14 protein-coding genes and 1 tRNA gene are annotated in these 20,452 nt (G+C 65.6%); 7 read left to right on the top strand and 8 right to left on the bottom strand.

Annotated features, from left to right (window positions below; genetic code table 11):
* Positions 1-114: 114 nt before the first annotated feature.
* Positions 115-1,344 carry a cysteine desulfurase family protein gene (locus EWV37_RS03800; RefSeq protein ID WP_193554297.1) on the bottom strand — a complete coding sequence of 410 codons (1,230 nt, stop codon included), beginning with the start codon at positions 1,342-1,344 and terminating at the stop codon, positions 115-117.
* Positions 1,345-1,461: 117 nt separating this feature from the next.
* Between EWV37_RS03800 and EWV37_RS03805 the strand changes: the two genes are divergently transcribed.
* A complete protein-coding gene (locus EWV37_RS03805) occupies positions 1,462-1,926 on the top strand; it encodes a tRNA (cytidine(34)-2'-O)-methyltransferase (RefSeq protein WP_129699927.1) in 465 nt (154 codons plus the stop codon).
* Position 1,927: 1 nt separating this feature from the next.
* On the opposite strand, the gene EWV37_RS03810 is transcribed toward EWV37_RS03805, so the two are convergent.
* Positions 1,928-3,352: a S1C family serine protease gene (locus EWV37_RS03810; protein WP_129699928.1), complete on the bottom strand. Its 1,425-nt coding sequence runs from the start codon at positions 3,350-3,352 to the stop codon at positions 1,928-1,930.
* Positions 3,353-3,598: 246 nt separating this feature from the next.
* Between EWV37_RS03810 and EWV37_RS03815 the strand changes: the two genes are divergently transcribed.
* The 3 genes from EWV37_RS03815 (at position 3,599) to EWV37_RS03825 (ending at position 8,116) form a co-directional block, all read left to right on the top strand.
* On the top strand, positions 3,599-5,614 hold the full coding sequence (locus EWV37_RS03815; protein WP_129699930.1) for a TPM domain-containing protein: 2,016 nt from the start codon (positions 3,599-3,601) through the stop codon (positions 5,612-5,614).
* Between the two features lie 120 nt (positions 5,615-5,734).
* Entirely contained in the window at positions 5,735-6,490 is a 756-nt protein-coding gene (locus tag EWV37_RS03820) for a PspA/IM30 family protein (RefSeq protein WP_129699932.1), read from the top strand.
* Positions 6,491-8,116: a helicase HerA-like domain-containing protein gene (locus EWV37_RS03825; protein WP_129699934.1), complete on the top strand. Its 1,626-nt coding sequence runs from the start codon at positions 6,491-6,493 to the stop codon at positions 8,114-8,116.
* A 374-nt stretch (positions 8,117-8,490) separates the two neighbouring features.
* Here the strand turns inward: EWV37_RS03825 and EWV37_RS03830 are convergent.
* From EWV37_RS03830 to EWV37_RS03840, 3 genes are all read right to left on the bottom strand, one after another.
* Positions 8,491-8,564: transfer RNA gene (locus tag EWV37_RS03830), tRNA-Met, on the bottom strand.
* Between the two features lie 216 nt (positions 8,565-8,780).
* Complete coding sequence (locus tag EWV37_RS03835) at positions 8,781-11,780, bottom strand: UPF0182 family membrane protein (protein ID WP_129699936.1); 3,000 nt, start codon at positions 11,778-11,780, stop codon at positions 8,781-8,783.
* Positions 11,781-11,890: 110 nt separating this feature from the next.
* Complete coding sequence (locus EWV37_RS03840; protein ID WP_095797423.1) at positions 11,891-12,976, bottom strand: YlbL family protein; 1,086 nt, start codon at positions 12,974-12,976, stop codon at positions 11,891-11,893.
* 267 nt (positions 12,977-13,243) lie between these two features.
* Between EWV37_RS03840 and EWV37_RS03845 the strand changes: the two genes are divergently transcribed.
* Positions 13,244-14,752 (top strand): zinc-dependent metalloprotease, encoded by a 1,509-nt coding sequence (locus tag EWV37_RS03845; RefSeq protein WP_129699938.1) that lies wholly within the window; start codon positions 13,244-13,246, stop codon positions 14,750-14,752.
* Here EWV37_RS03845 and EWV37_RS03850 read toward each other — a convergent pair.
* Entirely contained in the window at positions 14,749-15,369 is a 621-nt protein-coding gene (locus EWV37_RS03850; protein ID WP_238663047.1) for a M48 metallopeptidase family protein, read from the bottom strand. The genes EWV37_RS03845 and EWV37_RS03850 overlap by 4 nt on opposite strands.
* Positions 15,370-15,607: 238 nt before the next feature.
* Here EWV37_RS03850 and EWV37_RS03855 point away from each other — a divergent pair, with 238 nt between their 5' ends.
* Positions 15,608-16,417, top strand: a complete 810-nt coding sequence (locus tag EWV37_RS03855; RefSeq protein WP_129699941.1) for a hypothetical protein — start codon at positions 15,608-15,610, stop codon at positions 16,415-16,417.
* Between the two features lie 9 nt (positions 16,418-16,426).
* Here the strand turns inward: EWV37_RS03855 and EWV37_RS03860 are convergent, their stop codons facing one another.
* Positions 16,427-18,223: an ATP-dependent helicase gene (locus EWV37_RS03860; RefSeq protein WP_095797427.1), complete on the bottom strand. Its 1,797-nt coding sequence runs from the start codon at positions 18,221-18,223 to the stop codon at positions 16,427-16,429.
* Between the two features lie 4 nt (positions 18,224-18,227).
* Positions 18,228-19,211 carry an NAD(+) diphosphatase gene (gene nudC / locus EWV37_RS03865; protein WP_095797428.1) on the bottom strand — a complete coding sequence of 328 codons (984 nt, stop codon included), beginning with the start codon at positions 19,209-19,211 and terminating at the stop codon, positions 18,228-18,230.
* Positions 19,212-19,305: 94 nt separating this feature from the next.
* On the opposite strand from nudC, the gene EWV37_RS03870 reads away from it, so the two are divergent.
* The gene (locus EWV37_RS03870; RefSeq protein WP_238663048.1) at positions 19,306-20,427 is read left to right on the top strand and encodes a macrolide 2'-phosphotransferase; all 1,122 of its coding nucleotides are present in this window, start codon (positions 19,306-19,308) and stop codon (positions 20,425-20,427) included.
* Positions 20,428-20,452 lie beyond the last annotated feature (25 nt).

Genomic DNA, 20,452 nt, shown 5'->3' on the forward strand with positions numbered 1-20,452 from the left:
TGCTTGCAGAAATCGTTTAATCAACGGTGGGTGACACGTTTCTATTCCCGAGCCCCCGCGCCGTGCTCGGCAGCGGCCCGGGCTCCTGCCACATTGCGGTCACCACCAATGGGCTCAGCGCGAGCCGGTGGTGGGCACATGGCCGGACAGTCCCGCCGCCCGGGCGCGGGAGTAGACGTCTGCCATGGCCGCGATCACCGCGTCCACGTCTTCCGGCGTGGTCCCGTGACCCAGGGAGAACCGTTGGGCCCCGCGGGCCGTGTCCTCATCGACCCCCATGGCCAACAACACGTGGGAGGGTCGGGGAACCCCCGCATTGCACGCGGAACCCGTGGATGTGGCCACGCCCGCGGCGTCGAGGAGGAACAGGATGGAGTCGCCCTCGCACCCGGGGAACGTGAAGTGGGCGTTGCCCGGCAACCGGACGGGATGCTCGGCCTCGCGCTCGGGCGCCTCGGGCTCGACACCGCGCAGCACGGCGTCGGGAACTTCCCGGCGGATCCCCTCGACGAGCCGATCGCGCAAGCGGGCCAGCCGCACGATCTCGGCGGGTTGATTGGTCAGTACTGTTTCCACCGCGGCGCCGAACGCGGCCGCTCCGGCGGCGTTGACCGTTCCCGAGCGCACGTCGCGTTCCTGTCCCCCGCCGTAGCTGGAAGGTTCGAGTTTCACGGTGCGCGGGGCGTAGAGGGCGCCCACGCCCACCGGGCCACCGAGTTTGTGCGCCGAGACCGCGAGCGTGCTGATTCCGCTCAGATGGGCGTTCACGGGGATGGACCCGAAGGCTTGGACCGCGTCCACGTGCAACGGTACATCGAAGGACGCGCAGATCTCACCGAGTTCGGCGATCGGTTGCACGGTGCCCACCTCGTTGTTGGCCCACATGACGCTCACCAGCGCCACCCGGTCCGCACTGCGTTGCAGAATGTCCCGCAACGATCCGGGCAGCACACGACCGGTCTCGTCCACGGGCAGCCACTCGAGCTGGGCGCCCTCGTGTTTCGCAAGCCATTGCGCCGTTTCCGTGACGGCGTGGTGTTCCACGGTGCTCAACACCACCACGGTGCGCGTCGGGTCGGCGGCACGGCGCGTGCGGTAAAGACCCAGGATGCCCATGTTGTCCGCCTCGGTCCCACCGGAAGTCAGAATGAGCTCCACGGGTTCCGCGCCCATCGCCAGGGCAACCTGCTCACGCCCGATCTCCAACGCCATGCGAGCGGATCGCCCGCCCGAATGCAGGGACGCAGGATTACCACCGCGGCGCACCTGTTCCGTGAACGCCTCGAGGGCCTCGGGCAGCATGTCGGTGGTGGCGGCATGATCCATGTAGACGTGTTCGGACATGCGCGTCATTCTAGATCCGATCCGAATTCTTGGCTGTGACGCTCACCTCCCCGAGCCACGCGGCCCGTGGAGAACGGCTACCCGGGTGTTCATCCGCGCGCACCTAGAATCGCCCCTATGCTGCACATCCTTTTTCACACTCCGGAAATCCCCGGCAACACGGGCAACGCCATTCGACTGGCCGCCTGCACCGGCGCCCGGTTGCACCTGGTCGAACCGTTGGGGTTCAACTTCAGCGACGCCCACCTACGCCGGGCGGGCCTGGACTACCACGACCTCGCGGTCATGGACGTCCATCCCTCCATGGCGGACGCGTGGCAGAAACTCGGTGCTGCCAGGGTCTTCGCTTTCACGTCCCATTCGAAGGTGCGGCACACGGACGTGAGCTACCGGGATGGGGATGTGCTGTTGTTCGGTCGGGAATCCACCGGGTTGCCGGAGGACGTGCTCCACGACCCGCACGTCACCGAACGTGTGCGAATTCCCATGCTCCCGGGCAGGCGTTCGCTCAACCTGGCCAATTCGGCATCGATCGCCATGTACGAGGCCTGGCGGCAGCTGGGGTTCCCCGAGGGCGTGTGACTCAGCCCTGCTGGGCGGCGTCCGACACGGTGACCTTGGTCGTTTCCTCGTTACCGTTGCGAATGTAGGTCATCTCGGCCTCGGTCCCGGCGGCGAGCTCGCGCACGGTGGCGGTCAGTGCGTCCGCGTCTTCGATGCGCTTACCGTTGAACTGCGTCACCACATCGTCCGCGCGCAAGCCGGCCTCGTCTGCGGGTGAGCCCGATTCCACACTGCGCACGAGTGCACCGCTGGAGAACTGCCCGGACCCGTCCGAGGACTCCGTGTTGGCGGAGACAGAAGCGCCCAGGTATCCGTGGCTGGCCGTACCGTTGTCAATAATTTCCTGGGCAACCCGCTTGGCGGTGTTGGACGGGATGGAGAAACCCACGCCGATGCTGCCGGCCGCGGTGTCCGAGGATCCCGCGGCGGAGGCGATGGCCACGTTGATACCGATGACCTTGCCCTCGGAATCAATGAGCGGGCCACCCGAGTTACCCGGGTTGATGGCGGCATCGGTTTGAATCACATTGAGGTACACCGAGGACTGAGCCTGCTGAGAACCGGATTCGCCGTTGTCCGGGAAGTTGAAGAAGAAGTCCTGTGAACCGCCGGGGCTCTCCTCTGACTCGACCGGGGTGTCGGGTGCGGCGGATGAGGCCACGGAAATGGTGCGGTTCAGGGTGGAGACGATGCCGTCCGTCACGGTTCCGGACAACCCCAGCGGTGCGCCAATGGCAATCGCGGTGTCTCCCACGTTGAGCTGATCCGAATCGGCGAATTCGGCGGGTGTCAGACCCTCCGGATCAACCTTCAACACGGCGAGGTCGGATTGCGGGTCCGTGCCGACGATCTCCGCCGAACGCACCGAACCGTCCGAGGTCTGCACCTCAATGGTCGCGTTGGACGCCGTACCGTCCAGGGTGACCACGTGCGTGTTGGTCACAATATGGCCCTGATCGTCGATGACCACGCCGGAACCGGTGCCCTGCTCGTTGTTGCCGGTGGCGGAAATGGTGACCACGGACGGTGACGCCTTCTGGGTCGCCGCGGTGGTGGAGTTGACCGAATCGGTGTCGTTCACGATGACCGGGGAGGTGTTGCCGGTGCTGCCCACGCCCGAGCCGTTGTCGTTGAGGGCGTCCGTCCCCACGGCCGCTCCGGCGCCGATCAACCCGGCCAACAACATGCCCGCGATCACGGCCCCGCCGGAGAACTTCTTGTGCCGGTCAGGTGCCTGCGTCGCGGTCGCTCCCTGCGACTCGTAGTGACCCTGGGTTGGTTCTCCCGCACGAGGAAGCGGCTCGGTGTACTGGTTCTCCCACCCGCCGGCTTGGTGCTTTTGATAGCCGTTCGGGGTCCGCTCGGCTCCCCCCGTGTACTCGCCGTACTGGGGTACGGAACGCTGGGGGTCGTTCCCCGGGCGCGGCTCGTGCGGGTCGTTCATGTGTGCTCCTCACAGTGTGTACCAATGGCGGCACAGGCGGTCTCTGAGCCCCAGTATGGTGCCCTGCACTGAGTCGTGGCTGAATGGGCTGGGGTCTCTGTGATGGTTCCCTGAATGTCATCCCCATGATCTCTGATCAGGTGACGCACACACGGGCGCGGCGTAGGCTTTCAGCGAAGTAGCCGTCAGGTTGCCCAGTACTTTGCGTACTCTTGCCCGTGGTAGTCGCTCGAGGAAATGAGGATCATGAGCCGTGCAAGCTCAATTCGTCGGACCATAGCGACCGCGGGCGCGTGCATTGCGTTGGCGGTCTCGGCCCAGCCGGCATTCGCCGAGCCCCCGGCCACCGTGGATCCCGGAACGCGCATCGTGGACTCGGCCAATGCGCTCAGTAACGAGTCCCAGGTGCAGGAGGGCATCGACCAGGTGGCCAGCGAGCACAACGTGACCCTCTACGTGGTCATGGTGGATCAGTTCACGGATCCCTCGAACCCCTCCGACTGGATCCAAGAATTTGCGGAGGCCAACGGTTTCGGCAGCAACGATGCGGTGCTGGCCGTGGCCACCGATTCTCGACAGGCCCGCATGTACGCGGGTAACTCCGGGCCCTTGAGCCAGTCCCAGGTCCAGGACATCTATACCAACAACGTGGTTCCCGCCCTGCGCAACAGCGATTGGGACGGCGCCGCCATGGGCGCCGTGGAAGGCATCAACAGCGAGCTGGGCGGCGTCAGCATCGACGGTGCGGGCGGGGTGGTCGGCAGCGTCGTCGTTCTGGGCGGAATCGCCGCCGCCGGCGTGGGCGCGGTAGCGCTGATGGGCAAGCGGCGTCGCGGTCGGAACCAATCCCGGCAGGGCAACGTACCGGCGGGGCGGCGCAACGCTCCCCCGCAGCGGCCCCTGGTCCCGCTCCCGGAACTGCACAAGCGCGCCGGTGCGAGCCTGGTCGAGGCGGACAACGCCATTCAACATTCCGAACAGGAACTGCAGTTCGCGCAGTTGCAGTACGGCACGGAGCAGACCAAACCGTTCGAAACAGCCCTCGCGCAGGCCAAGGAGCACATGCGTGCCTCCTTCGAGCTGCAGAAGAAACTTGAGGACCACATCCCGGACACCGAGGCGGACCAGCGCGCCTGGCTGGGCGAGATCATCGACCGCACCCAGAAGGCCCGCGCGCCCCTGGCCGAGCAGGAACGCAGCTTCGCGGATCTGCGCCAGCTGGAAACACGCGCCCCGGAGGCTTTGCAATCGGTGGAGACCGAACTACGGAACACGCAACCTCGCCTCAGCGAGGCCGAGAACCTTCTCGTGTCATTGGCCGCCCACTACGACGACGCCGCCCTGGCACCCGTGCGCGACAACGGGGAGCAGGCGCGCGACCGCCTCGAATTCGCCGGCACGGCGATCGCGGAGGCTCATACCGCGCTGGAGGCCAACAACCTGTCCGAGGCCGTACTGGGCATCCGCGCCGCCGAGGAGGCCGTGGGTCAGGCCCAGGGTCTCGTGACATCGGTGGAGCACGCGCAACGGGACCTGAACCGGGCGGAGGAGTCCCTCAAGGACGCGGTCAGCATTGCCCAGCGTGATGTGGCAGAAGCCGAGGGGCTCGTGGAACAGGGTTCCCGCCCCGAGCTGGCGGGTGCCGCCGCGGGCGTGCGCTCCGTACTTCGCACCGTCACCCAGAACATGGCGTCCGGCCGCTACGATCCCGTGGGCTCGACCCGCCGACTTGCCGAGGCCAAGGACGAACTCGACAAGGGACTGGCCGCGGTGCGCAGCCAGAACGACCAGGCCCGCTCCGCCCGGGAAACCCTGGCGCACACCCTGGTCAGCGCGCAAGCCAGCCTCTCCACCGCGGGCGAGTACATCTGGGCCCGCCGCGGTGGTGTGGGGTCCGAGGCTCGCACGCAGCTCTCGGAAGCCGAACGGCACTTCGATGTGGCTCAGCAACTGCAGAACTCCGATCCCGTCCGCGCCCTGAACGAGGCCAATCAGGCCATCCGCCTGGCCGATGGCGCGCAGCGTGCGGCCCAGAGCGACGTCGACCAGTTCAGCTATCCGGGAGGGTACGGCGGTTACGGCGGAATGGGCCGACGCAGTAACGGAATGGGCGGCGCCATGCTCGGTGGCATCCTGCTGGGCGGCATCCTCGGCGGAGGCGGAGGCGGCGGCGGATTCGGTGGCGGCGGCATGGGCGGCGGCGGTTTCGGAGGTGGCTTCGGAGGCGGCGGAGGCGGTTTCGACATCGGCGGTAATTTCTGACCGGTACTGTCAGCTGTCCGAGAATTCCTCCCGGCAGCTGTTCCGCAGATCACCCACCGTGCTGCACGCTGAACCAGAACGTCCAGATCAGACATAGTTCCAACAACAAGGGAGAACACCATGATGAAGCAGTCCATCTTCGGGCGCATTGCCCAGTTGGCCAAGGCCAACATCAATTCCTTGATCGATTCCGCCGAGGATCCGCAGAAGATGTTGGATCAAATGGTGCGCGATTACACCGAGAACATCCGCGAGGCCGAAGCGGCCGTGGCCCAGACCATTGGTAACCTGCGCTTGCTGGAAAAGGATCACGCCGAGGACCTGCAGGAGGCCCAGCAGTGGGGTTCCAAGGCCCTGGCCGCCTCCAACAAGGCCGAGGAATTCCGCGGGGCAGGTAAGTCCGGCGAGGCCGTGAAGTTCGACAACCTGGCCAAGGTTGCCCTGCAGCGTCAGATCCAGTCCGAGACCGAGGCCAAGGCCGCCGAGCCGCAGATCGCCTCCCAGACCGAGGTGGTCGACAAGCTCAAGAGCGGTCTGAACACCATGCGCGGCAAGCTCCAGGAGCTCTCCGCCAAGCGCGACGAGCTCAACGCCCGTCAGAAGACCGTGCAGGCCCAGGCGCAGGTTCAGGATTCGTTGAAGTCCTTCGACATCATGGATCCCACCAGCGAGGTCTCCCGCTTCGAGGACAAGATTCGCCGCGAAGAAGCTCGCGTGGCCGGCCAGCAGGAGTTGGCCGATTCCTCCTTGGACCGCCAGTTCGAGGCGCTCGAGGACATGGGCCAGCAGACCGAGATCGAGGCTCGCCTTGCCGCGCTGAAGGCCGGTCAGGGCAACAGGGACGGCGAGAAGATCGTCTCGTCCGAGGAGATCTAAGTGGCAGGACAGGCACTTCCCGGCGCAGTGGAACAGCTTGACGCCATTCGTTCCGGTTATACGTTTGACGCCGCCGCGCTCGAGTTGGGCGCGGCCTTGGACGGGGAGTCGGCGCACGCCGATGCCCCCGTGCGGGTGCCGCTGTCCACGCTCAACAGGCACGGCTTGGTCGCTGGTGCCACGGGTACCGGCAAGACCAAAACGCTGCAGGCCATGGCCGAACAGCTCTCGGCTCAGGGAGTTCCCGTGTTCCTCGCGGACATCAAGGGCGACCTGAGCGGTTTGGCCGAACCCGGCGCGGACAACCCCAAGGTCGCCGAGCGTGCAGCTTCCGTGGGTCAGGAGTGGACTCCCACGGCCAACCCCGTGGAGTTCCTGTCCCTGGGTGGTCAGGGCAAGGGCGTCCCGATTCGTGCCACGGTTACGTCCTTCGGTCCCACGCTGCTGTCCAAGGTGCTGGGTCTCAACGCGACCCAGGAATCCTCACTGGGACTGGTCTTCCACTACGCGGATGCGCACGGTTTAGCACTGCTGGACCTCAAGGATCTGCGCGAAGTCATCATGTTCCTGACCTCGGACGAGGGCAAGGACGAGCTGAAGGCCATTGGTGGGCTGTCCAAGCAAACCGCGGGCGTGATTCTGCGCGAGCTGACCACGTTCGCCAATCAGGGTGCGGACGTCTTCTTCGGTGAGCCGGAGTTCGACACCGCGGAGCTGTTGCGCACCGCCCAGGACGGTCGGGGCATCATCTCGTGCCTGGAACTGGCGGACGTCCAGGACCGGCCGCAGCTGTTCTCCACTTTTCTCATGTGGTTGCTCGCGGATCTGTTCCAGGACTTGCCCGAGGTCGGTGACGCGGACAAGCCCAAGCTGGTGTTCTTCTTCGATGAGGCACACCTGCTCTTCAACGACGCCTCCAAAGAGTTCTTGGATTCGATCGAGCAGACCGTGCGGTTGATTCGTTCCAAGGGTGTGGGCATTTTCTTCGTGACCCAGTCCCCCAAGGACGTTCCGGCCGGTGTGCTGGCTCAGCTGGGCAACCGAGTGCAGCACGCTCTGCGCGCATTCACCCCGGACGATGCCAAGGCTCTCAAGGCCGCGGCCCGCACCTACCCCAAGGGCTCGTACGACCTGGAAGAGTTGCTGACCCGGCTCGGCACCGGCGAGGCCGTGGTCACGGTGCTGTCCGAGAACGGTGCACCCACTCCGGTTGCGTGGACCCGCATGCGGGCACCGCAGTCGTTGATGTCCCCGGCTTCCGCGGCCACGGTGGACGGGGTCATCTCGGCGTCACCGCTCAACGCCAAGTACGCAGAGGCGGTGGATCGCGAGTCCGCCTATGAGCTGTTGCGGGCCCGCATGGAACCTGCGGTGGAGCAGGCACCGGCTGATCAGACCGGTTCCGAAGGCCGGCCACAAGGCCTGCCCGATGCGCTCCCCCGTCAGGACGCTCCCCGTGAGGCCCCGAGCGAGTCCCGCGGCTCCGACAAGAACGACGGTGGCTTCCTGGGTTCCGTCATGGACAACCCCGCGGTGCGCTCCATGATGCGCTCGGCCGGCACGGCACTGGGGCGGGAAATTACCCGCTCCATCTTCGGCACCTCCCGCCGACGACGCCGCCGCTAGCGCACCGTCACCTGCAACGGCCCCGCACTTCGGTGCGGGGCCGTTCTCATGCTCCCGTAAAGGCGCTCGAGTGGAGGTGCCCGGGTGACGCGCTCTCGAGGGTGCGTCATGACCCTGGTGGTTGCATGCGCCCCCCGTGGCTGCTCGGTTGTGCTCACGCCATGGGTTGCTAGAACCCTCCGATACGGCTGGTGTGCCGGTAGAACCTTTTTGCAGCGGCGAAAGGGTGCCTGCGACACCTGAGGTGTGATCCAAGGTTCCAACCGCCCCAAGCGCGCAGGAATGAGGTGAGAGTTCCAAGGAGAAACGTGGACCGCCATCCCGGGCATGGAAAAATCCCCGGCCAGCTGTACTGACCGGGGATCTCTATCGAGTTGCGGGGGCAAGATTTGAACTTGCGACCTCTGGGTTATGAGCCCAGCGAGCTACCGAACTGCTCCACCCCGCGGCGATGAATAAAACTATACGTGCCTCGTCCACCCCGTGCAAATCGACGGTGTCCACGGGGTGAACGCGGGGTTCCGCCCTCGCCTGACTATCGAAGTCCCGCACCGACACGAGTATCGGCCCAGGTGAAGCCGGGTTCCGGCAATAACCGAGGGCGGCCAACCGTGTGGTTAACCGCCCTCGATCGTTGCGGAGTCAGGTGCTCACGTGAGCGAGATTACTCCGTGGCGCCATCCTGCTCCATCGCCTCGTTGAGCGACTGCTGCAGGCGTTCCTGAGCCTCACCGTATTCGGCCCAGTTGCCATCGCGGCGAGCCTGATCGGCATCCTGCATGGCCTGGTTCGCGTTGTCCAGGGCCTGCTGCAGAGACGTCGATCGAGGTGCCGGGGCGGGTGCGGAACCCGACGGCGACGGCGACGGGCTGGCGGACGCGCCGTCCTGCTCGTTGCCCGTTGCACCACCCTCGGCGCCATCGCCCTGGGCCTCGCGGGCCTCGGCTTCGCTCACGCCCGCACCGTTGGCGGTCGTGGCACCGGAGTCGCCGCCGAAGACCTCATCGAGAGCTTCGTCCAGGGTGGGTGCGAAGCCCACGTTCTCACCGAAACCGACCAGTACACGACGCAGCGTCGGGTAAGCGGCGTCGCCGGAGGACTGCACGTAGACCGGCTGCACGTAGAGCATGCCGCCACCGGCGGGCAGCGTCAGCAAGTTGCCGTTGATGACCTCCGAGGCACCCTGACGCAGCAGGTTCAGCTCCGTGGACACGTCGGTGTCAGAGTTGAACACGTTCTGCGCCTGGCCCGGTCCGGGCACCACGGAGGAACGCGGCAGCTCGAGCAGACGCAGCTTGCCGTAGTCCTCGGACTTCACACCGGCTTCACCGGTACCCGCATCCGCGTTGGCCGAGAGGTAGCCGTACATCACGTTTCGAGTGTTACCCGATTCGTTCTGCTGCGGAATGAACGAGGTGGTCAACGAGAAGTTGGCCTTGTCCTCGCCCGGCATGCGCATGGACAGGTAGTACGGCGGCTGAGCGACGTCGCGGTTCTGCTGGGTCGGGTCGTTGGGGACCGACCACACGTCGTCGGACGCGTAGAAGCTGTTCGCCTCGGTCACGTGGTAGCGGTTGAGCAGCTCACGCTGAACCTTGAACATGTCCTCCGGGTAACGCACGTGGGCCATGAGGTCCGCAGACATCTCCGAGTACGGCTTGATGGTTTCCGGGAACACCTTCTGCCAGGACTTCAGGACGGGGTCCTGATCGTCCCACGCGTACAGCTCCACGGAACCGTCGTACGCATTCACGGTGGCCTTGACCGAGTTGCGGATGTAGTTCACGCGCTCCGGGGGCAACGTGGCTGCCGCACCCTGGGCCGTCTGGGTGTCCTGCGTGGCATCCTGCAGCACGGACGGCGTGGAGTAGGGGTACGAGGTAGCAGTGGTGTAGGCATCCACGATCCATACGACCTTGTCGTCCACGATTGCGGGATACGGGTTGCCATCCACCGTGAGGTACGGGGCTACCTTCTCCACGCGCTCACGCGGGTTGCGATCGTAGAGGATCTGGGACTCGGGTCGCACTGCATCCGAAAGCAGCATGTCCGTGGACTGGAACTTGATCGAGTAGGACAAACGGTTGAACCAGTTACCCACGCCGGGGCCGCCGTTACCGGCGAAGGTGGTCTTGGCGTCGCCGGCGTCGTCGTCGTTGGTCTGGGGACGGTCGAGCTCGAGTGGCGCGTCGTCCTCGGAACCACCCACGATCGAGTACTGGGGAGAGTTCTCACCGAAGTAGATGCGCGGTTCGTAGCTGTCCGAGAGCTCACCCGTGGACGGGATGCCGGCCTGCATGAACTCGGGTTTACCGTCCGCCTGAACCTGGGAACCGTACGCGGCGACCACACCGTAACCGTGGGTGTAGACCACGGCCTGGTTGTACCAACCGTCGATCTGATCCGGGTTGAGCTCGCGGGTGGAGATCACGGTGTCCTGAATCTCGCCGTCGATCTCGTAGCGGTCCACGTTGAGCATGTCCGGGAACTGGTAGTACGGGCGGAACTGCTGCAACTGCGCGAACGCGGAGGACACCACGTTGGGGTCCAGCAGACGGATGTTCGAGGTTGTCTCGGTGTCCTCGCGCAACGCACCCTGCTCGGTCTGGGTGGTGGCGTCGTAGGGCATGACCTCGGTGTCGTCCAGGCCGTAGGCCTGCCGGGTCATGTTGATGTTGCGCTGGATGTATTCGTTCTCCAGTGCCTGCTCGGTCGGGGTCACCTGGAAGCGCTGGATGGCCCAGGGGTACAAGCCACCGGCCACAACGGCCACGACCACCAGCATGGCCGCACCGATCAGCGGGAGCTTCCAGCGACCGATGAAACCGGCCACCACAAAGAGAATGGCCACCAGCAACGCTGCGATGGCCAAGATGCCCTTGGTGGGGATGACTGCTTCCACGTCCGTGTAGAGCGCACCGGTCCACTTACCCGAATTGGAGGTCAGGGTCGAGTAACGGTCCAGCCAGAAGTTCACGGCCTGCAGCGCCAGGAAGGCTGCAGCAATGGACCCCAGCTGAACACGAGCGGCACGGGTGGAATCGATACCGCGTTCGTGGAGACGGATACCGCCGTACACGTAGTGCATGAGCAGACCGGCCACACCGGCCAGCAGCAAAGCGGTCACCAGGAAGCCCAGTGCCAACCGCAGGAAAGGCAGGGTGAACACGTAGAAACTCAGGTCCAGGTTGAACTGGGGATCGGTCTGGCCGAACGGTTCCTGGTTGAAGAACAGTGCCACGGTCTGCCACTGGGTGGCGATCGTGGAGGCGGCGAAGAGACCGAAGATCAGCGGGACCGCGATCATGACGATCTTGCGCACGGGATCCAGCGCCTGCTGGTACTTGCGCATGGTGTCCGTGGTCTGGGCGGCGCCTGTCTTGGGCCGTGACCGGTAGGCCAGCCACAGGCTCAGGAACATGAGACCGGCCACGATCAGCGCGGAGATGATGAACAAGCTGATCACGGTGATGTTCTGCGTGACGAACACGCGCAGGTATCCCAGCTGGTCGTACCAGAGGATGTTGGTGTAGACCTGCGTGAAACCCACGAAGGCGGCGATCAGAACGACCACCGCAATCACCGTGGGGATCAGTGCTCCGCGTTTTTGGCGGCCTCCCGAGGAGGTTCTGGATGGACGTGGGGCAGCAGATCCGGCGGTCACTGATTACCTCTGAGCTTCCTGCGCTGATGAAAGTGATCTGTCAATTGTTAAAGGTCAAGACTATTCTGCGGGGTGGTCTCGGGACGTGCAATTACACTCCCCGGGGGGTGTCATCGAGTGCCGCAACTCGGGAGGTTCGAAATGTTGCCCACGGCCGCTTGTTCCACCGCGTTGACGGCCTCGCCGAGGGTTTCCACCTCGATCACGTCCAGACCGTCCGGGACATACCCCTTGACCTCGTTGCAGTTGCCGCTGGGTGCCAGGAAGTATCGGGCGCCGGCATCCGCGGAGCCTTCCAGTTTTTGGCGGATTCCCCCGATCGGCCCCACCTCCCCCTGCGGTGTAATGGTTCCGGTGCCGGCCACGTGCTCGGAGCCGACCATGGATCCCGGGGTCAGTTCTTCGATCACACCGAGTGCGAACATCATGCCGGCACTCGGGCCGCCCACCTGCTCGAGTTCGAAATCAACGGTGAATGGGAAGTCGTACTCGGGGGTGAGGTACACACCCAGTTGCCACCGCCCCGTGTCCTCACTGCGGGTGAGGTCCAAGTGGCGGGTCACCGTCTCGTCACCGCGTTGAAGGGTCAAGTCGATACCTTTGTCCCCCGCCTCGTCCAAGCCGTCCCGCAACTGGTCCAGCTCGGTGATGGGCTCCGAGTCCATGGCCAGCAGAGTGTCCCCCGGCTCCAGGACCCCGTCAGCGGGAGTGTCCGGAATGCTCGCGTGCACCTGGAGCGTGGTCTTGTACGGCTCGTCCAAGTAGTCCAGGGCGGCCGCAACCGAGTCCTCTTGCGAGGTCTGCATCGCAGCGGCGTTGGAGTCGTCGACTTCCTGACCGGTCAAGGTGGGGTCGTACACGGCATCCTGCGGCAGCACGGTGTCCGTCGGGTTGAACCACCCCAAGAGCACGTTGACGGCATTCACCTGGCCGGCCGGACCACCCTTGACGTACACCGTGGTCAGGTCCAGTTTTCCGTCGCTGGGATAGGTCTGGGCACCCTCGATACTGACGAGTTGGTGGTCCTCGAACTGACCCACGGTGTTGAAGGTGGGGCCGGAGGATTCAATGACGAACGGCGCGGGCAACACCACACCGGCGATCAGCAGGGCCGCGGTGCCCAGCAGACCGACCGATTCCAAGGATTGCTTCTTGCGCCATCGCGACCACCGCGAGGTGCCACCACTAGCGGGCACGCGCGCTCCTCTCACCCATTGTCAGGACCGTCCCAGCCTACTTGCCTCCCCTGGGAACCGCCGCCGCCGCGACGCGACCACCACGCAGGGTGCCGACGCCGCTCGGCCGGGTGGGCGGCGTCGGCAACGGATGTTGTCGGCAATCGTTGGGGACCGGGGCGGGTCCATGAGCTGGCAGCGAACTGTAGGGCCCTGCCGGTGGTACTCCCGGGGGCCTGCCGATAGGCTTAACCGAATCCATTTTTCCCCACCAGATTGGCGGTACCCATGAGTTCGAACCCTCCTCGTGACGAGAACGGCGACAACCCGAAGGATCCGTTCCAGGAGATGTTCGAACGCCTGCTCGGATCCCAGGGAATGTCGGGTGAGAACATGCCCGGCGGGATGCCCGTGAATCCGCAGGCGATGTCCATGATGTTCCAGCAGATCCAGTCGATGATGAGCTCCGGCGGAACCGACGAGCCCGTCAACTGGGAGCTGGCGCGCAATCACGCGCGGCAGGTCGCCTCGCAGAAGGGCGATCCCTCGGTGACCAGCAAGCAGAAGGGCGCCGTGGACGACGCCATGAAGCTTGCGGAGCTGTGGCTCACGCCCAACACCGCGTTCGCCGAGCCCAATACCCTGCCCGCGGCGTGGTCGCGTGCCGAATGGATCGAGGCGACCGCGGAGACGTGGAAGGAAATGACCACCCCTGTGGCAGCCTCCGTGACCAAAGCGATGAGCGAGGCCATGACCAAGCAGTTGCCACCGGAGCTGTCCCAGGCCATGGGCGGCGCGGACTTGTCCGGAATGCTCTCCGGCGCGGGTTCCATGCTGTTCGGCATGCAGCTGGGACAGGCCGTGGGTGCTTTGTCGTGCGAGGTCGTGTCCTCCACGGACGTTGGTCTCCCCCTGTCCAAGGACCACTCGGCCCTTGTTCCGTCCAACGTTGCCGAGTTCAGCGAGGGGCTCGAGCTGCCCGCATCGGACGTGATGCTATACCTGGCCATCCGCGAGGCCGCGCACATCCGCCTCTTCCACGGCGCTCCGTGGCTGCGAGATCACGTGCTGGGTCTGATCACCAGTTTTGCCGCGGGCATTCACATCGATATGGACCGCATCGAGACCATTGCGCAGGATCTTGATCCCATGGATCCCTCGGGCATTCAGGACGCCCTGGCTTCCGGTGTGTTCAGCCCGCAGATGACCCCCGAACAAGAGGCCACGCTGGCTCGGCTCGAGACGGTACTGGCTCTCATCGAGGGTTGGGTCACCCGGGTGACGGTTGCGTCCACGGGCAATATCCCGTCCGCCGCTGCACTCACCGAAATGATGTCCCGACGCCGCGCCGAGGGCGGTCCCGCCGAGCGCACCTTCGGTTCGCTCGTGGGTCTTGAACTGCGCCCGCGCCGCATGCGCGAGGCCGCGGCATTCTGGGAGTATGTGGAGAGCAAGCGCGGCATCGATGAGCGCGACGGGCTCTGGGAGTCCGCCGAGCTTCTGCCAACCAATGAAGACCTTGACGATCCCGAAGGCTTCGAACAGCGCCGGGGTCTGCTGACCGCAAGCGACGACGAGATGGACGCCGCACTGGCCAAGCTGCTGTCTGGTGGGTACGAGGGCCCTGAGGGCGGCGACACTGCTGGTTCCAAGGACTCGGGTTCCACTTCTTCGGATTCCGGCGCGTCGGACGGCTCGGGTGAAGCAAACGAGTCGGGAGATTCGACCGGCTCCGGTGACTCCACGGACTCCGGCGATGACTCGCGGGAGGGACCCGGGGACTCGCCCAAGGCCTAAACCGTGGCTGCCGGTCCCCCTCGGGGGTTGGCATCCGCCCATGCGACGCCGTCCAGGAACTGGGCGGCGTCGTTTGCTTTGGGGTGCCTGCGCGCCAGCGACCAGAAGCGATCGTTGTGGTGGGCCTCCAACAGGTGCACCAGTTCGTGGAGCACAACGGTCTCCAACACCCAATCCGGCACGGTGGCCAATCGCGTGGAGATCCTGATGACACCGGTGCTGGGTGTCGCCGAGCCCCAGCGGGTGTTCTGTCGGGAGGACCACTTCACCTCGGTGGGTCGCGCCTTGCCGTCCAGGTAGGTGGCCGACAATTCCTGGGCCATGCGCCAGAGCCCGTCGTCCGTGCTGCGCCGCCGTGCGTTCCGCTGAGCCCGCTCCCGCTTGGCAACGATCTTGGGAACCAACGTGGTTTTCCACTGCTCCACCTCCCGGCGAGTGGCCGACTGGGGAACGGCCAAGATCACCGACTCACCACTGAAGTGGGCGCTCACCGTCTTCTTCCGGCGCGCGCTGCGCTGCACGATTACTTCAGGCATCTCGGACGGTAACTGCGGCTCGGTGTGGCGCGGCTGCGTGTTGCGGGGCTGCGTGTTGCGGGGCGAGCGGAACGGGGACATGGTCTGTAGTTCACCACTCCGGGGCGGTCGGTGACCAATCGCGGGCACAAGTTTCGGTGCACCGTTCCCCACTTGACCAGGCCTGGCGGCAGGATGCCCGGGCGACGTGTGCCCCAGCCAAGACTGCGTACCCCGTGCAGTATCCACTCGAACTGTGGATGACGGGATTTCTGCTGCGTAGCGGACCGTAAGTTGACAGCCTGAGAGACCCACCCGGTTCCCGACCTCGGAGCAGTTCATGACGCCTACACCCGCCACTTCATCAACTAATTCGGGGGAAGCCCCCGAATCGAACGATCAATGGTCTGCCAGCCCTCAGATGCACCCGGATGAGGTGCACGTGCTGATCGCGGGTCTGGATCCAGTGACCGCGACCGCCGCCCTGCTCCTGGCGGATGCGGGGGTGTGCTTGATCAACGTCACGGATCCGGGCCCAGTGACCTCGCAGGACACTGCCACGGGACCGTATCCACCCGCCCTGGAAGGGTCCCCGCGGGAGTATGCGCTGCGCAAGCTACTGCGTAACCGGTGGCCACGTTGCGTTCCGTTGAGCGCACCGGAGCTGTTCTGCTCCTCGGTCATTCCCTCGGCCGCGATGCTGCGCAGCGCCTCTGTGACGGGACCGCTTCCCCAGGACCTCACCGTTGTGGACTTGGCCGCTTCCCCGGACGCTCATCTCCCCACGATCACGGTGGTCACGGACGGATCCGTGTCACTGACCTGGCCACTGGTGCCCTGGTACCGGCGCCCGTGCAGGGAGTGCATAGTCAATGCCGTGCGAGATGCTCGAAAGGTGTTGCGGGATCAACCGCCGCTGGATCCTGACGCCGTGGCCACCGCGCATTCCCTCGCACTGACCACGTTGACTCGCGTCATCACCGCGTCCGGGATCGCCGTCGACTTGCTGGGACAGTCACTCAATCCGCAGAACACTAATGTGCAGAACACTTGGGATGCCGAATCTCCGGGAACGATCACGCTTCGCTACGGTCTGCATCGGTCGACGTTGACACCGCGAGCGGACTGCCTGTGTGCGTTGGATGGCTGAAACTCCGCCTCAGCGGCGCGTGCGAACGTGCCGCTGAGCCACGTTCGATGCCGCCGCCGGCAGGATCGCGTCCAGGAATCGCGAGCGCGACCGGGTGGGTCGTCCTCCCGGAGTGCGCGACAGTGACCAGGACAACACCAGATGCTCACGGGCGCGGGTAATGCCCACGTAGAGCAGCCGCCGTTCTTCGTCCACACCGTCCGCGGTGTCTGCGAAGGAGATGGGCATGAGCCCCTCGGACAGTCCTGCCAGGAACACGGCGTCCCATTCCAGGCCCTTGGCCGAGTGCATCGAGGCCAGCGTCACGCCGTCCATCACGGGTGCCTCCTGGGCCTTGGCCCGCCGTTCCAGTTCGTCCGAGAACTCCTGGAGGGTGAATTCCTCGTCCTCCTCGGCGGCCCGGTGAGCCATGGAATCAGCCAGGGACACCAACGCGGACAGCGACTCCCACCGGGCACGGGTGGCACTGTCTGAACGGGGCGCCCGCGCCGAGTATCCCAGGGAACTGAGCATGTCCCTGACCTGCTGCGGAACCCGCACGGGCTCATCCCCCAAGGTCTTGGCCGCAGAACGGATCTGCACGAGTGCCTGCCGGATCTCGGGGCGGTTGAAGAACCGCTCGGTGCCGCGCAGTTGGAAACCGATGTTGGCGTCTGCGAGAGCGGCCTCGAAGGCTTGGGATTGTCCGTTGGTGCGGAACAGGACGGCAATCTCTCGGGCGGGAACGCCGTCGTCGATAAGGTCCTGGATGCGCGTGGCCACTCCGGCGGCCTCGGCCTCGTCGTCCGGGTATTCGTTCCAGGACGGTTCTGGGCCGGCCGGGCGCTGGGAGATGAGCTGCAGCGGCGTCGCCCAGGTTCCGGGGGTTGAACCGGCAGCGGGGCGGCGAGCGGCGAGCAACTGGTTGGCGGTGTTGACCACCTGCGGAGTCGATCGGTAGTCGCGGATCAGTTCGACCACGCGAGCATTCGGATGACGGGACGGGAACTCCAGCAAGTGCCGGGAGGTGGCGCCGGTGAACGAATAGATCGTCTGGGAGGCGTCCCCCACCACGCACACGTCGTCGCGCTGTCCGAGCCACGCGTCGAGCAATCGCTGTTGCAAGGGCGAAACGTCCTGGTACTCATCCACCACGAACTGGCGGTACTGCGCGTGGACGGCCGCGGCAATCCGCTCGTCCTCCTCCAGGATGCCCACTGTGATGAGCAGGACGTCCTCGAAGTCGATCAGGTGGCGGTCCGCCTTGAGGTCCTCGTAGGACTGGTAGAGACGCTGCATGGTGCGCACGTCGTAGCCCATGGGCATGCTGCGCTTCTCGGCCGCGGCGGCATAAGTGTCAGGGGTGAGCATGGAGACCTTGGCCCACTCGATCTCCCCTGCCACGTCGCGCACCGTCGCCCGGTCGGTGGTGAGACGCATGGATTGGGCGGCCTCGGTCAACAACCGGGCCTTGTGATTAACCAGGCCGGGCGGGGGCCCGCCCACGGCCTGCGGCCAGAAGTACTGCAGTTGCCGCAGTGCGGCGGAGTGGAAGGTCCGTGCCTGAACTCCGGGGGCGCCCAGTTGCCGCAACCGCTGCCGCATCTCGTTGGCCGCCCGCGCAGTGAACGTGAGCGCCAGGGTTTTCTGCGGCGTGTACACGCCTGAGGCGATGCCCCACGCAATGCGGTGGGTGATGGCGCGGGTCTTACCCGTCCCTGCTCCGGCCCGCACGCACACCGGACCCTGCAGAGTGGTCGCCACCACGCGCTGTTCGGGATCCAACCCGCCCAGGATTCGTTCTTCGGCCGATGCGTCACTCGCCAATGGCTCAGTTGCCTTCCGGTAGCGGTTCGCCCAGCCAGCTCACGATCAGGGCGTGAGCAATGGAAATTCGGCCGGGCAACACGATGGACTGCTCGATCGCCGCAGCCTTCAACTCCGCCCGGGTGAACCAGCGCAGGTCCAAAATCTCCTGACCGTCCGGGGTGAAGTCGATAGTTTGGGCAACGGCGCGGAACCCCAACATGAGGGAGCGCGGGAACGGCCATGGCTGCGAGCCCTGGTAGTGCACCGAGCCCACCACAATGCCCGCCTCCTCGAAGATCTCGCGCACCACCGCTTGTTCGGCGGATTCACCAGGTTCCACGAATCCGGCCAGCGTGGAGAACCGGTTGCTGGCCCACAGCGACGATCGACCCAGCAGAATACGTTCCTGCTCCGGATCCTCGTTGCCATCCGTGATCGCCACAATCACCGCGGGGTCCGTGCGAGGAAAATGCAGGGACTGGTCCTCGGGGCATTCGCGCGCCCAGCCGGACCGGATCACCTCGGTCACCGTGCCGCAGCGCGGGCACCGCGGGTGGTCACGGTGCCACAGCGCCACCGACTGCGCGGTGACCAGGAGCGACGTTTCTTCCGGCTCAAGTTCGGTGCCGAGCACGCGCAAACCGGCCCGCACAACATCGTCCTGGCCGGGAAGGTCTGTGCCCGCCGGGAAGCTGCGCAGCACCACGGGTGCCCCGTCCCCGCGCAGTCTGCCCAGGTACACGTCCGGGTGGGCCGGGTCATCGCTCGCGGCCGGGGCGGCGTCGTAGTCCTCGAGTACCAGACGCCCGTCACGCACGGGCGCGTCGCCGCCCACCATGACGAGCACGCGCGCAGCCGGGTCCGTGGCCGCTGCGGCCCGCAGGTCGTGTTGCTCGCGGTCCACGGCGTCGCGGTCGAACGACGACGCCGCGAACGGCAGGTCCGCAGGGTTCAGTCCGGGCACGGAGCGGTCATGCGTCCAGGTGATGGGGTCGGAAGAAGTCACCCGTCCACTGTAGTCCGCGTCCCCCGGTAGGTCGCAGGGGGCTGTGGGTAACCGTTGGGCCCGTGCTCAGCGCACTCCCGGTAGTGTGGATGTGGTGAGAACGACCCCCGAATTGCTCGCAGCCATCGCCGCCGCCGCCGTGCCAAGTATCGCCCCGGTGGCGACCGGTCCTTCTCCCGATGACAACTCTGATTTCCGATCGTGCGTGGTCAAAGACACGCAGAACAAGCGGTGGCGTGTTCGCAGCCCGCTCAATGCCGAGGCCAGTATGCGGCTCGAAACCGAGCACCTGGTTCTGGGGGCCTTCACGCCGTCGGTGCGTGCCCACCTGCCGTTCCATTTGCCCAGCGTGGTGGGTTCGGTCGAGCAATCCGGGCTGCGCACATTCGTGTACTCACACCTGCCCGGGACCACGCTCACACTGGCTGAGATGTCCCGGCAGAACGAGAATCCTGTAGCGCCGTCACGGGCTCCCGCTCCCAGTGCTGAACCGCGCGCCCCCCTGGCGGTTCAGGTCGGCAGGTCACTGGCCGCCATTCATTCCCTGCCCCGGGCGCTGGTCATGGACGCCGACCTGCCCGCCTACAGTGCCGAGCAGTGCCGCAGCCGCATGCTGCACGACCTGGACCGGGCTGCGACTACCGGACGGATTCCCGGTCAGCTGTTGCGCCGTTGGGAACATGCGCTCGAGGACACCACACTGTGGCGGTTCTCGACCCGCGTGGTTCACGGTGACCTCCATGAAGACAACGTGATCGTGCACGAAGGTGCCCTGGGAGCCCTGACCGGCTGGAGCGACCTGCACGTGGGTGACCCCGCCGTAGATTTCGCGTGGCTCGTGGGCATGGCGAATTCGGAGTTCGCGGACACGGTACTTGAGGCGTACTCGGTCGCGGCCGTGCAACCACCCGACCGGCACCTGTTGCGCCGGGCCCATCTGGCCGCGGAGTTCGCTCTGGCCGAGTGGCTTGTGCGCGGTGTGGACCGCGGCATCGAGTCCATGGTCAAGGACGCCGAGCGGATGCTCAACACCCTGACGCTGGACGTGGAACGCACCGGTTCTCCAGCACCAGGAGTGATTCCGGAGCCGTCAGAGGTGGAGCCGGAGAAGGGATTGCGTCCAGAGGCTACGCCAGCCGTCGGATCCGGCTACCGCTCTGGCTCTGGCTCTGGCTCTGGCTCCATAGGATCGTCCGCTGCGCGCCCCCAGGATTAATTCCTACGCCGTAATAACTGCATTG

The organism is Kocuria carniphila, assembly GCF_004136555.1.
GTDB classification, from domain to species: domain Bacteria; phylum Actinomycetota; class Actinomycetes; order Actinomycetales; family Micrococcaceae; genus Kocuria; species Kocuria carniphila.